This window comes from Paracoccus sp. PAR01 (genome assembly GCF_014851995.1).
Taxonomy (GTDB): domain Bacteria; phylum Pseudomonadota; class Alphaproteobacteria; order Rhodobacterales; family Rhodobacteraceae; genus Paracoccus; species Paracoccus litorisediminis.
In genome coordinates this window covers 23,160-36,020 of sequence record NZ_JACVAW010000015.1, presented here as the reverse complement: position 1 = coordinate 36,020, position 12,861 = coordinate 23,160, and the positions used below count along the sequence as shown (strand labels likewise).

The 12,861-nt window shown below is 62.2% G+C and carries 11 protein-coding genes; 2 read left to right on the top strand and 9 right to left on the bottom strand.

Annotated features, from left to right (window positions below):
- Window positions 1–44: 44 nt before the first annotated feature.
- Window positions 45–1,064 (bottom strand): YeiH family protein, encoded by a 1,020-nt coding sequence (locus IB235_RS18410; RefSeq protein WP_192337939.1) that lies wholly within the window; start codon window positions 1,062–1,064, stop codon window positions 45–47.
- A gap of 240 nt (window positions 1,065–1,304) precedes the next feature.
- On the bottom strand, window positions 1,305–2,102 hold the full coding sequence (locus IB235_RS18405) for a transporter (RefSeq protein WP_192337938.1): 798 nt from the start codon (window positions 2,100–2,102) through the stop codon (window positions 1,305–1,307).
- 290 nt (window positions 2,103–2,392) lie between these two features.
- Here IB235_RS18405 and IB235_RS18400 point away from each other — a divergent pair, with 290 nt between their 5' ends.
- Entirely contained in the window at window positions 2,393–3,376 is a 984-nt protein-coding gene (locus IB235_RS18400; RefSeq protein WP_192337937.1) for an IS30 family transposase, read from the top strand.
- A gap of 154 nt (window positions 3,377–3,530) precedes the next feature.
- Here IB235_RS18400 and IB235_RS18395 read toward each other — a convergent pair whose 3' ends face one another.
- From IB235_RS18395 to IB235_RS18365, 7 genes are read right to left on the bottom strand one after another with little or no spacing between them, the layout of a single operon-like run.
- Window positions 3,531–4,877 (bottom strand): FGGY-family carbohydrate kinase, encoded by a 1,347-nt coding sequence (locus IB235_RS18395; protein ID WP_192337936.1) that lies wholly within the window; start codon window positions 4,875–4,877, stop codon window positions 3,531–3,533.
- A complete protein-coding gene (rhaM, locus tag IB235_RS18390; protein WP_225612466.1) occupies window positions 4,874–5,188 on the bottom strand; it encodes an L-rhamnose mutarotase in 315 nt (104 codons plus the stop codon). The genes IB235_RS18395 and rhaM overlap by 4 nt, the downstream gene beginning before the upstream one ends.
- Window positions 5,188–6,174, bottom strand: coding sequence for an ABC transporter permease (locus IB235_RS18385; RefSeq protein ID WP_155040065.1), 987 nt, complete (start codon window positions 6,172–6,174; stop codon window positions 5,188–5,190). Before IB235_RS18385 ends, rhaM begins: the two co-directional genes overlap by 1 nt.
- Window positions 6,171–7,142, bottom strand: a complete 972-nt coding sequence (locus IB235_RS18380) for an ABC transporter permease (protein WP_192337934.1) — start codon at window positions 7,140–7,142, stop codon at window positions 6,171–6,173. The genes IB235_RS18385 and IB235_RS18380 overlap by 4 nt, the downstream gene beginning before the upstream one ends.
- A complete protein-coding gene (locus tag IB235_RS18375; RefSeq protein ID WP_192337933.1) occupies window positions 7,139–8,668 on the bottom strand; it encodes a sugar ABC transporter ATP-binding protein in 1,530 nt (509 codons plus the stop codon). Before IB235_RS18375 ends, IB235_RS18380 begins: the two co-directional genes overlap by 4 nt.
- A gap of 60 nt (window positions 8,669–8,728) precedes the next feature.
- A complete protein-coding gene (gene rhaS / locus IB235_RS18370; RefSeq protein ID WP_192337932.1) occupies window positions 8,729–9,727 on the bottom strand; it encodes a rhamnose ABC transporter substrate-binding protein in 999 nt (332 codons plus the stop codon).
- 30 nt (window positions 9,728–9,757) lie between these two features.
- Window positions 9,758–10,564 carry a DeoR/GlpR family DNA-binding transcription regulator gene (locus IB235_RS18365; RefSeq protein WP_155040069.1) on the bottom strand — a complete coding sequence of 269 codons (807 nt, stop codon included), beginning with the start codon at window positions 10,562–10,564 and terminating at the stop codon, window positions 9,758–9,760.
- A gap of 189 nt (window positions 10,565–10,753) precedes the next feature.
- Here IB235_RS18365 and IB235_RS18360 point away from each other — a divergent pair, with 189 nt between their 5' ends.
- Window positions 10,754–12,856: a bifunctional rhamnulose-1-phosphate aldolase/short-chain dehydrogenase gene (locus IB235_RS18360; protein ID WP_192337931.1), complete on the top strand. Its 2,103-nt coding sequence runs from the start codon at window positions 10,754–10,756 to the stop codon at window positions 12,854–12,856.
- Window positions 12,857–12,861 lie beyond the last annotated feature (5 nt).

Here is a 12,861-nt window from a genome sequence, read left to right as displayed (position 1 = left end):
CAGTCTGGACGATCGCAGGGGCCGGGGCAATGCCGCACAGGGCGCTATTGCAGCCAATGCAGTCCGGTCACGACAAAAGCTCCCAGAAAGACGGTCTGGGCCAACAGCAGCACCATCGCGCCTGCGCCCACATCCAGCATCCTGCCCAGTTCCGTCTTGATCCCGACCGCGGCAATGGCGACCAGCAGCGCCCAGCGGGACAGCGCGCCCGCGGCATCGGCCAGCCAGACCGGGATCAGCCCGGCCGAATTGACGGCGGCAAGCACCAGAAAACCCAGCACAAAACCCGGCAGCAAGGGCGGGCGCTGGCCCTCGACCTGATCGGCCAGTCCACGCGCCCGGATCGCCAGTGAAAACATCAGCACCACCGGGGCCAGCATCGACACCCGGATCAGCTTGACTAGGGTCGCGGTCTCGCCGGCCTCGGGGCTGATCGAAAAGCCCGCGCCGACCACTTGGGCCACGTCATGGATGGTGCCGCCCAGGAAGACCCCGGCATCGCGGGCATCCAGTCCAAAGACCTGCGCCAGCATCGGATAGATCACCATGGCCACGGTCGACAGCACCGTCACCGCCAGCACGGTAAAGACCAGATCGCGCTCGGATTTCTCGTGCCGGGGCAAGACCGCGGCAATCGCCATGGCGGCGGATGCACCGCAAATCGCCACGGCACCGCCGGTCAGCAGGGCAAAGCGCCAGTCGCGGCCGATCAGCCGGGTAACGGCCAGCGCGAACAGGATGGTCAGCACCACCCCCGCCACCACCAGCGCGATTGCGGCCCCACCCAGACCCGCCAGCATCTCGACCGAGATCCGCGCGCCCAGCAGCGCCACCCCCAGCCGCAGCACGGTGCGGGCGGTGAAGCCGATGCCGGGCGCGGTGCGCGAGCCCTCATCGGCCAGAAAGTTCAGCGCCAGCCCCAGCAACAAGGCCATCAGCATGGCAGGCGCGCCGTAATGTTCGGACAGAAACTGCGCCGTCGCCGCCACCAGAACCGAAACCGCAAGGCCGGGGAAGAGTTCGCGCAGTTTGTCGGAACGCGACGGATCCACATTGGCTGTCATTTACAAGCCCCGCGCGTGGATATGAGAACCGGACGCAGCCTTGTGCAAATCGCCCAGCTTAGTCCCGACGATCCAGCTCAGACGAGTTCGCAACCCGTCCATATACGCCAAGCGTCGATCAATAATATTCGAGCGTAATGCAATTAATTTAAACAATCCCTGCCCCTCATGCCCGGTTTTCGAGCATGAGGGTTATCAAGCTGTCTCACTGCGCCGCAACCTTATGCGGACCAGCGCAGTTCAACCTTTCGGGAACAGCCAGGTCACCGCGGCGCGCGCACCCCAGTCGTCCTTCGGTCCATTCTCGGGCGTGTCCGCCCAGTATCGGGCGCCCACCTGCAAGCTGACCGGCTGTGCGCCGAATTGCATCAGTTTGGCGATCTGCATGTTGATCGGAACGCTCCATTCCTCAGCCTTCCAGTCATAGGTCGACTCGGTGTTCAGCGAGAATGTCCAGGCAGTGGGCGTGGTATAGGCCATGAAAGGTTGCAGGAAGGTCGACGAGATGTCGTTGCGGTCATCCTCTCCGGCAACCGACCACAGGTGGTTCGCCAGTCCGCCAAAGGTCCAGTTGCCGCTTTGCTTCAGCACGACCGCTGTCGGACCGATGGCCCATTTCTCGGCCCCCAGCAATTCGTCGCTGGCAGTCGGCAAGTAGAAGGCCGGACCCGCCCCCCAGATCAGCCCATTCGCGGTGGGCTCCTTGGGTGAGAAGAAGAAGCTGGCAAGGATATCGCCCAGACCCGATTGACTGCCCGACTCTCCGGCAATGTCTTTTTGGTCGATGATCGGGACGATCACCCGCGCGATGACGTTCCAATTTTCATTGAGATCAATCGGAATGACCGGCTGGACGTTCAGAACGTTCTTTTCCCCGTCCGCAGAGCCATAGCCGGAATCATGGTTGAACTGAAACGGCAGACTGATCAGCGATGCGACCGGGTTGGAAAGCTGCTTGGCCAGATCCTGATCTTGCGCGAGGGCCGGCACGCTGCTCAATGACACCGCCGCGATCAGCCCGACTTGTAGTGCTTTCATGTATATTCCCCTTCGTGAGGGCCGAGCGGGAGCTTGAACGCCCACATTCCGGCGGCTTGATCGCCATTCGAATCAGGAAGTCATCATGGGAATGGTAGCAGCCGATTTTTCCCCAGCGCAGTAAGGCCACGCAGGAGCGAATACGGTGTGACATGTCGGTCACAAGTGAATACGGCATTTGAATTACATAATTGAGATTATTCTGCAAAATTGCGAACCGTGGGGACGTGCTATTTCTGAATGCGACTTTTTATGCTCGACAATGGGTTGAGCCATGAAAGGATCGCAGAATGAAGGTTCGGTTTTCTCACCTTTCGCTCTCTGATCGGGGCAAGATCGAGCGCTGGCGGCATGCCAAGCTGAGCCCTGATGAGATGGCCCGCCGACTTGGCCGGCATCGCTCGACGATCTTCCGCGAACTCAAGCGCAATCATTTCCACGACAGCGAGATCCCGAAGCTCAGCGGCTATTGGTGTGTCGTGGCCCAGAGCCGCTGCGATGCCCGCCGGACGCGGCGACGCAAGCTCGTCTGCGATCCGCGCTTGCGCGACCAGGTCGAGCGCTGCTTGCGCGCCGGCTGGACGCCCGAGCAGATCGCCGGGCGGATGCGCTATGAACGCGCGCCCGCCTCGGTCTGCCACGAGACCATCTACCGCCACATCTATTCCGAGGAAGGCCGCCGCGCTGAACTTTGGCCTCACCTTCCCTCGGGCCGCAGGCGCCGCCGTGGCTATCGGTTGCGCAAACGGCTGCCGCCGAAATTCGCCCCGGAACTCAGCATCTTGTTCAGTCCCGATGTCATCGCGCATCGCAAGGAGTTCGGACATTGGGAGGAAGATTTGGTCTTATTCAGGCAGAAATACGGCCCGGCCAATGTCGCCACGATGATCGAGCGCACCAGCCGGTTCCTTCTTGTACTGAAGAACGAAGAAAAGCGGGCCAAGCCGATCATGTCCCAGATCGCGCAAGCGTTGATGCCCCTGCCCCGCCATGCCTGCCGCTCGGTGACTTTCGATCGCGGCTCCGAATTCGTCGACTGGCCACATTTACAGGCTGAAATCGGCGCGCAAACATGGTTCTGCGAGGCCCGGTCGCCTTGGCAGAAAGGTGCCGTCGCAAACGCCAAAAAACGGCTGCGGCGCTGGCTCTGTCGCGACACCGATCCCAACAGCCTGTCCCAGGAGAATCTCCGATTTCTCTACGCCGGGTTGAACACCACGCCGCGCAAATGCCTCGGCTTCCGTACGTCAGCCAAAGTGTTGGCTCCTAAGTAAAACAGAAAGACACTGATCAGTGCTAGATTTCGGTCATCTGCCGCCCCGCTGGTGTTTTCCTCCAACAACCGATGACAGAGCCACACACGCAACCCTGACTTCATAACGTCAAGCTCACGCCAAATCTGGCGCCACAAGCACGCAACGCGGTGGGTCAACCTAGCTCTGCCTGCCATGCCTGTGCATAGCCGCCTATCCCGACATCGCTGGGAACGCGGGTTGTTGGCACTGCATTTGCCTTGGGCAGGCACAGCAATGCCGCGCCGGCGGAGGTTCCTGTTGCAGATCCGGCGATCTGGACCCCATCCGACCTCAGCGTCGCGAGCATCTCGCAGAAATCCGGGTTCCGGGCAAAGGGTCCCTCGATCAGCACGGGTCCCCGCGATCCGGTCAGGGTCAGGCAGGTGTCAGTCATCAGCGCCAGATACCACGATAACGCCAGCATGCGTTGACCCTCGGTCTGCGGTTCCGAAGTCCAGCGCATCTTGCGGCCCTGGTAAGGGCCGGAATCGCTCACGACCGCAGGCAGGATCATGAGCCCTCGCCGCAGCACTTCCGCCCGGTCGGCATCCGTCGGGCGTGCCTCGGATCCCCCGCGCAGCACCTCATATTCCCGCCCTCCCATAAAGCGGGCCGAGGGCACCGGTTGCCCGAGCGCGTTGACATTGACCAGAACGTCCCGCGTCGGGTCCAACGCAACGGGCGACGTCCCCATGGACATCACGACGACCCATGTGCCGGTCGAGACCACCGAAAACGGCCCCTTCCGACCCAACAGATAGGGATAAAGCGAGGCGTTGCTGTCATGAATGCCAACCGCAACCGGTGTGCCCGGCCGCAGGCCGGTTGCTGCTGCAAGCTCGGGACGCAGATGACCCAGAACCTCGGACGGGCAACGCGGCGGGGCAATCCGCCCCTCCAGTCCCAGCCGCGGAACGAGGTCGGAAAAACGCCCCTCCCACGGGTTCCACAGATCGGTGTGACAACCAAGCGAGGTCACGTCGCTGGCCAATTCGCCGGTCAGCCGCCAGCCCCAATATTGCGGATAGGTCAGGACATGCGCCAACCGCCCCGACAGCTCGGGATCGTGGCCCAGCTGCCAATGCAATTGCGCGCCAAGGTTCAACCCATGCGGCAGCCGGGGCGATCCGGTTTGCGCGAAATCCGGGCGGATCGCGTCATATGCGGCAGCGACCGCGTCCGGGCCGTCATGCTCGTAATCGAGCATCGGCGCGGCCAACTCACCTGCCCCATCCAGCAGCACCGCCGCCGCACCATGCGTCGTGATCGAGATCGCATCGACCCCATGCTGCGCGTGGAAGGTGGACAAATGGTGCAGGAAGAACTGCCAATGCCCCTCAAGATCGGTATGCGGCCATGGCGGGCCGGGAAAGGGCCGGTTCGGGCGTGTGACGACAGCGATCTCCGTCAGGGTCTCGCCCTCGACCAGGGCCAGTTTGGCATTGGTCTTGCCGATATCGATGACGGCGATGCGGGTCATGGCAGGTGGAACATCGGGATCAGGGAAATGGCAATGGGCTCATTGTCGGGACGGGTCGCCATCAGGTCGGCCATATGTGCCCACCAGCGCTGCATGACCGGATGGGCGGGCAAATCGTCCATCCCGTGATCGTCCTTCCGCCACAGGACGCCAAACAGCGCGTTGGTTTCCGGGTCAAGATGGATCGAATAGTCCTGCACCCCAGCATCCTTCAGCAACGCGACCAGCTCGGGCCAAATCGCGTCATGGCGGCGGCGGTATTCGTCTTGCATGCCGGGGTTCAGGATCATTCGAAAGGCGTATTTCTGCATCATTTCCTCAGCATCGTCCAAAGCCGGGGCAGCGCGATCACCGAGATCAGAAGCAGACCCATGATGATCGACATGACGATCCCCGGCACGTTCAACAGCCCCAATCCAAATGTCACCAGCCCCATGACCAGCGCCGCCAGCACGACACCGGCGATCGACCCCGAGCCGCCAAGGATGCTGACCCCGCCAAGTACGACGATGGTCACGACCTCAAGCTCGAACCCCGAGGCGATACTGGGCCGGGTCGAGCCCAGCCGAGAGGTCAGGCAGATCGAGGCGATCCCGCTCATCAGTCCGGTCAGCAGGAACAGGATGAAGCGGATCTTTTCGACCCGGATGCCGGAAAAGCGCGCAGCGGTGGCGTTGTTGCCGATGGCGTAGACCATGCGGCCGAAATTGGTGCGGTGCAGCAGGATGCCGAAGGCAAGTGCTGCCAGCGCAAAGATCACCAGCTCGACGGTAATGACCCACCAGACATAGCCCTGCCCGAACCATGCAAAGCTATCCGGGTAAGTGGTATAAGCCCCATCCCCCAGCGCGATGTAGCTGATGCCGCGAAACAGGCTCATCGTGCCGATGGTGACGACGATCGAGGGCAGGCCAAAACGCGCGACCAAAAGCCCGTTGAACGCACCGCAGACCAGCCCGGTACCCAGCCCCAGCACGACCAGCGCGGGCGTACCCATCCCGGCGGCCGCCGCAGCCCCCATTACGGTCGAGGCCAGAGCAATGATCGAACCCACTGACAAGTCGATCTCTCCGGCGATAATCAGCATGGCCATGGCAAAGGCGATCATTGCCTTTTCGGTGAAGTTGAAGCTCGCGTCGCTGAGGTTCCACGGGTCGAGGAAATATGGAGATGCCAATGAATTCGCGATGAAAATCGCGACGGCTACGACCAGAAGCAGGGCCTCCCAGCTTTTCAGCGCGCGCGATAGCGGCGAGGTCAGGCGGTCGGGTATCTGGCGTCCGGTTGCCGTGGTCATGTCCGATGCTCCGCCTGTTTCAGGATGATGCGGCCGCTTTCGCGCTGGCTGGTGGCGTTGAAGGCGATGGCGACAAGGATCGCCGCGCCTGAAATCGCCATCTGCCAGAAGGGCGAGATGCCGACGACTGGCAGGGCGTTCTTGATGATGCCCAGAAACAGCGCCCCCATGACGCAGCCCGCCACCGTGCCCGAACCGCCGGCAATGGCGATACCGCCGATGACACAGGCCGCGACCACATCCAGCTCAAACCCGCCCGCGATATCGACATAGGCGACTGCATAGCGTGCCACCCAAAGATAGCCGGTCAACCCGGCCAGCGCGCCGGCTAGCACGAAGGCCGCGAACTGCGTCCGACCGACCGAGATGCCGGTATAGACCGCCGCATGAGGGTTGCCTCCGACGGCATGAAAGGCGCGGCCAAGCGCCGTGCGGTTCATCAGCACCGCAACGCCCGCGACCACCGCCAGCGCGATCCATGTCATCACCGGCAGACCGGCGAGGATGGTGCGGGGGAAGGCCTTGAAGCCCTCGCTCATCTGATGGGCGTTGATCCATGCACCGCCCGTCAGCAGGAAAATCGTGCCGCGATAGATGGTCATCGTGCCAAGGGTCACGACGATGGACGGGATGCCCAGTTTCCAGACCATCAAACCGTTCACCGCGCCAAGCGCCGCGCCAAGCGCAATCACCGAAAGCAGGATCAGTGGCAAAGGCACCCCTGCCCCGTTCATCAGCGCCGCAATCATGCCGCAAAGCGCCAAATTCGCCGCCACCGACAGGTCGATGCATTTGGTCAGGATCACCGCCATCTGTCCCAGCGCCAGCAGGATCAGCGGCGAGGTATCGGTCAGCACGCGGGCAAGGTTCCCGGGCGTGACAAAGCCCGGGAAGCGGCTGGCGATCAGCGCCAGCAGCAACAGGATGGCGATGCCAAGAATGGTCTCGCGGGATTTCAGGATGCTCATGCGGTGCCTCCGTTGATGCCGACGGCGGCGCGGACAAGGTTTTCCGGGGTCATCTCGTCACCCGTATATTCGGCAGCGATGCGGCCTTCGCGCATGACGATGACGCGGTCCGACATCCCAAGAACCTCGGGGATTTCGCTGCTGACCATGATGACCGCAAGACCCTGCCCGGCGAGTTCCGACATGAAGTCATGGACGGCGGCTTTTGAACCAATATCGATGCCCTTGGTCGGCTCATCAAGGATGATTACGCGAGGCTTGGTCGCCAGCCATTTGGCGATGACGACCTTTTGCTGGTTGCCCCCCGACAGCAGGCCCACATCCTGATCAAGGCTCGCCGCCCGCAGGTCCAGCCGCTGGGTGTAGTCGCGGGCCAGCGAAAATTCCTCTGCCAGCCGCAGGAAGCCCGCGCGGCTGGTCCGCGCGAGCGAGGGCAGCGTCACGTTCTGAAAGATCGGCAGGCCCTTGACCGCACCCTGCTTGCCGCGATCCTCGGGGACATAGACGATGCCTGCGTGAACCGCCTGCGCGGTCGAGCGGATCACCCGCACGTCGTCCCCGATCCGGCAGGCCCCGCGCGAGGGGCGGGTGATGCCGAACAAGGACTGCATGACCTCGCTGCGGCCCGCGCCGACAAGGCCGTAAAAGCCAAGGATCTCACCCTGATGCAGGATGAAGTTGATGTTCTCGAACTCGGTCGGGTGGCAATAGCCGACGACGGTCAGCGCAGGCGCTCCGATCTGCGCCGGGCGCTTGGGATAGATCTGATCGACCGAGCGGCCGACCATCAGGCGGACCAGTTCGGCTTCTTTCACATCGGCCATCAGCCCTTCGCCGACGAATTGCCCGTCGCGGAAGACGGTCCAGCGGTCTGCGATGCGGAAGATTTCGTCGAATTTGTGGCTGATGAACAGGATCGCCTTGCCTTGCGCCTTGAGCTTCTCGACCAGCTCGTAAAGCTCGGCGATTTCCTTGTGTGAAAGCGCGGCGGTCGGCTCATCCATGATGACGACGCGGGCATCGATCGACAGCGCGCGCGCAATCGCGACCAGATGGCGCGAGGCGATGCTAAGGTCCTTCAGCCGCACCATCGGGTTCAGATCGGCCCCGATGCTGCGCAGGATCGCGCCCGCACGGTCGCGCATGGCCTTGCGGTCGATCAGGCCGAAACGGGTACGCGGCGCATGACCGATGAAGATGTTCTCGGCCACGGTCAATTCGTCGAACAGCACCGTTTCCTGATGGATCGCGGTCACGCCGGAATGACCCGCCGCCTGCGCGGTCGGGAAATGCACCGGCGCGCCATCGACAAGGATCTGCCCCTCATCGGGCTGATAGATCCCGGTCAGGATCTTGACGATGGTGGATTTCCCCGCGCCATTCTCACCAACAAGGGCGGTGACCTGACCGGGGAAAAGATCCAGCTGCACGCCGCCAAGGGCACGCACGCCGGGAAATGTCTTGACGATGCCGCGCAGCGACAGCACCGGTTCGGTGCCGCCTGCGGCCCCTGTTCTGGCCAGCATGAAAGTGATCCTGTGATGTCGGCCCGGCAGGATACGCCGGGCCGTGCCGTTCAAATCAGATCAGAAGATCGAGCTGAACTGGTCGATATTGCCCGCGTCATAGACGAAGGGATCGGCCATGGCGGCTTCGTTCTTGTCGTCCAGTTTCACTTCGCCCATGCGACCGATCGGGATCGAGGCGCCGGGCTTGGCCTCGGCATCCTTCTTGGCCAGATGATAGGCCAGCATGGTCGCCGAATAGCCCAGATCGATCGGGTTCCAGATCGCGAAGGATTTGGACGCGCCCGATTTCACATGCCCCGCCATTTCCGAGGGCAGGCCCAGACCGGTGACATTCACCTGCCCCACCTTGCCCGCATCGGTCACCGCCTGTGCTGCGGCCACGATCCCTACCGAGGTCGGCGCGATGATCGCCTTGAGGTTCGGATAGGTCTGCATCAGGCCCTGCGCCTCGCGATAGGACTTGTCGGCAAGGTCATCGCCATAGACCGTGCCCACGACCTTCACATTCGGGTAGTTGGGTGCGACCTTGTTCATCTCCTCGATCCAGGTGTTCTGGTTGGTCGAGGTGGTGGTGGCCGACAGAACCGCGACTTCGCTGGCCCCGTCTTTGGGCAGATTGTCAGCCGCCAGCTTGATGATCATATTGCCGATCAGCGAGCTGGAGGACGGGTTCAGGTGCATCTGCCGACCTTCCGGCGCGACGCCCGAATCCCAGCTGATGACGGTAATCCCGCGATCCATCGCCTTTTTCAGCGTCGGAACAAGGGCATCGGTGTCATTGGCGGAAACCGCGATGGCGTCGACCTTTTGCGCGATCAGGCTGTTGATGACCTCAATCTGGCCTTCAGCGGTGGTGTCGGTCGGGCCGGTATAGATGATCTTGACGTCGCCAAGCTCTTTCGCGGCTTCCTCGGCGCCCTTGTTCGCGGCCTCAAAGAAACCGATCCCCAGCGCCTTTACCACCAGCGCGATGCGCATTTCCTCGGCCTGCGCCGCCGTGGTCATCAGAGCCATGGCCATCGCGACCGTGGTCATTGCCTTGCCAAATACGCTCATTCGTTCCTCCCCTATGAGCGGTTTTGCGCGTCACTCCTCCTGCGCGCGCTTTTTTCTGTCCGTCGCGGCCTCGGCCACGATCAGACGGACTTCGGCAGCCTCCAGCATCTGCGCGGCGCGATCCTCGATCCCACTGTCGGTGATGACGGTGTGGATCCGGTTCAGCGGGCACAAAAGCAGGCTGGAGCGCTGGTTGAATTTCGAGCTATCGGCCAGAACCACCAACTCATCGGCCTGATCGATCAGCTTCTGCTCGGCCTGAACCAGAAGGGGGTCGCCCTCCATCAGGCCCAAGGGTCCAAGACCACGGCAGCCCATGAACATGCGCCGGGCATAGAAATGATTGCTGCCATCAGTGTCGAAGGGCGACAGGATAATGTTCTGTTCGCGATAGATCGCACCCGCCGGAACCAGAACCGTGTTCTTGGAATGCTTCAGCAGATGTTCCGCAATCGGAAAGCTATTGGTAAAGACCTGCAGGCGCTTCGTGGTCAGCGGATGCACCATCTGAAAGGTGGTCGTGCCGCCATTGACGATGATCGCGTCGCCATCTTCGCACAAATCCACCGCCGCCTGCGCGATGGCGCGCTTTTCCGCGATATGCAGCGTCTGGTTCACCGCGAAAGGCCGCGCATTGATGCCGACGAATTGCGGCGGCGAGATCGCCTCGGCCCCGCCCCTGACACGGCGCAGTTTCTTGGCCAGATGCAGCTGGCCGATATCGCGCCGCACAGTCGCCTCGGACGCGCCGGTCAGCGCGCACAGATCGCCAACCGTCACCACCGGCCGCTCCTGCACGGCCGAAAGGATGATACGATGACGTTCGGTTTCCAGCATGATGCGCCCCTAGTTCCACGGATCAGTTTCCATCATTACCGCTCACTGTCAATCATATTTGATCGCAATCATGATTGCTGCACCTGCACAATGATCGATTATGATCGATACTGATTGACGATTGCGCGAATCCGAGTCTTATTCGCTCAGGGAAGCGCGGCAGGTCTTGGCCGCCTAGGGAGGGTTTCCATGACTGGAACAATTGCGGCCAACCGGCTTGAGAACCTGTGGGATGACGCCCGCGCCAACGGAATGAGCGAATCGGAAAAGCTGCTTCACCGCTCGAATCTGCTGGGTTCGGACAAGCGCGTCACGAATTACGGCGGCGGTAATACCTCGGCCAAGGTCATGGAAACCGACCCGCTCAGCGGCGATGCGGTCGAGGTGCTGTGGGTCAAGGGCTCGGGCGGCGATATCGGCTCGATGAAGATGGACGGATTTTCGACCCTTTACATGGACAAGCTGCGCGCCCTGAAAGGCAAGTATCGCGGGCTGGCGTTTGAGGATGAGATGGTCGGCTACCTGCCCCATTGCACCTTCGCGCTGAACCCGCGCGCCGCCAGCATCGACACGCCGCTACATGCCTATGTGCCAAAAAAGCATGTCGATCACGTCCATTCTGACGCGATCATCGCCATCGCGGCCTCGGTCAATTCGCGCGAGCTGACCGCCGAGATTTTCGGGGCCGAGATCGGCTGGCTGCCTTGGAAGAAACCCGGCTACGAACTGGGCCTGTGGCTGGAAAAATTCGCGACCGAGAACCCGCAGGCGCGCGGCTGCGTGCTGGAAAGCCACGGGCTGTTCACTTGGGCCGATGACGCCAAGGATTGCTACCTGACCACGCTCGAGATCATCAACAAGGCTGCCGCTTGGCTTGAGGCGCGGACCGCAGGCAAGCCCGCATTCGGCGGCGCCAAGGTCCCGACATTGGACGCCTCGGCGCGGCGCGAGGTTGCGGCAAAGCTGATGCCGGTGATCCGTGGCCTGATTTCCAAAGACCGCCACAAGGTCGGCCATTTCGACGATCAGCCCGCCGTGCTGGAATTCGTAGGCTCGAACGCGCTGGATACGCTGGCGCCTATGGGAACCTCTTGCCCCGACCATTTCCTGCGGACCAAGATCCGCCCGCTGGTCGTGGATTTCGACCCCGCCACGCCCGATCTGGACGCAACCATCGCCGGGCTGGAAAAGGCCGTCGCCGATTACCGCGACGATTACGCGGCCTATTACGACCGCTGCAAGCATCCCGACAGCCCCGCATTGCGCGACCCGAATGCCGTGGTCTACCTGGTGCCGGGCGTCGGCATGATCACCTTTGCGCTTAACAAGGCGACGGCCCGGATCTCGGGCGAGTTCTATGTCAATGCGATCAACGTGATGCGCGGGGCCAGCGACGTCAGCACCTATCAGGGCCTGCCCGAACAGGAAGCCTTTGACATCGAATATTGGCTGCTCGAGGAAGCCAAGCTGCAACGGATGCCGAAACCTAAATCGCTGGCGGGCCGGGTCGCGCTGGTCACCGGCGGCGCGGGCGGGATCGGTGCCGCCACCGCCGAACGCTTCCTGAGCGAAGGCGCCTGCGTCATGCTGGCCGATATCGACGCCACCGCATTGGCCACCGCGCAGCAGGCACTGTCCGCCCGCCACGGCAAGGATGTCGTCCGCAGCGTGCAAATGAACGTCACCGACGAGGCTCAGGTAATCGCTGCCTATGCCGAAATGGCCGTCGAATTCGGCGGCGTCGACATTCTGGTCTCGAATGCCGGGATCGCGTCCTCGGCCCCGGTCGAAGAGACCTCGCTGGCGCTTTGGAACAAGAACATGGACATCCTGTCCACGGGCTATTTCCTTGTCTCGCGCGAGGCATTCAGACTGCTACGCAAGCAGGATATCGGCGGTTCCATCATCTTCGTCGCCTCAAAAAACGGCCTTGCCGCCAGCCCCAATGCCAGCGCCTATTGCACGGCCAAGGCGGCCGAAATCCATCTGGCGCGCTGCCTTGCGCTGGAAGGGGCAGAAGCGCAGATCCGCGTCAATGTCGTGAACCCCGACGCCGTGCTGCGCGGCTCCAAGATCTGGGAAGGCGAATGGCTTGACCAGCGCGCCGCGACCTACAAGACCGACAAGGAAGGCCTCGAGGAAATGTATCGCCAGCGCTCGATGCTGAAACGCTCGGTCCTGCCCGAGGATATCGCCGAGGGCGCCTATTTCTTCGCCAGCGATCTTTCCGCCAAATCGACCGGGAACATCCTGAACGTCGATGCCGGCAACGTCCAATCCTTCCCGCGGTGAGCCTG

Coding starts and splice junctions, on each gene's coding strand:
- IB235_RS18410 (WP_192337939.1), bottom strand. CDS start 1,064: ATGACAGCCAATGTGGATCCGTCGCGTTCCGACAAACTGCGCGAACTC.
- IB235_RS18405 (WP_192337938.1), bottom strand. CDS start 2,102: ATGAAAGCACTACAAGTCGGGCTGATCGCGGCGGTGTCATTGAGCAGC.
- IB235_RS18400 (WP_192337937.1), top strand. CDS start 2,393: ATGAAGGTTCGGTTTTCTCACCTTTCGCTCTCTGATCGGGGCAAGATC.
- IB235_RS18395 (WP_192337936.1), bottom strand. CDS start 4,877: ATGACCCGCATCGCCGTCATCGATATCGGCAAGACCAATGCCAAACTG.
- rhaM (WP_225612466.1), bottom strand. CDS start 5,188: ATGCAGAAATACGCCTTTCGAATGATCCTGAACCCCGGCATGCAAGAC.
- IB235_RS18385 (WP_155040065.1), bottom strand. CDS start 6,174: ATGACCACGGCAACCGGACGCCAGATACCCGACCGCCTGACCTCGCCG.
- IB235_RS18380 (WP_192337934.1), bottom strand. CDS start 7,142: ATGAGCATCCTGAAATCCCGCGAGACCATTCTTGGCATCGCCATCCTG.
- IB235_RS18375 (WP_192337933.1), bottom strand. CDS start 8,668: ATGCTGGCCAGAACAGGGGCCGCAGGCGGCACCGAACCGGTGCTGTCG.
- rhaS (WP_192337932.1), bottom strand. CDS start 9,727: ATGAGCGTATTTGGCAAGGCAATGACCACGGTCGCGATGGCCATGGCT.
- IB235_RS18365 (WP_155040069.1), bottom strand. CDS start 10,564: ATGCTGGAAACCGAACGTCATCGTATCATCCTTTCGGCCGTGCAGGAG.
- IB235_RS18360 (WP_192337931.1), top strand. CDS start 10,754: ATGACTGGAACAATTGCGGCCAACCGGCTTGAGAACCTGTGGGATGAC.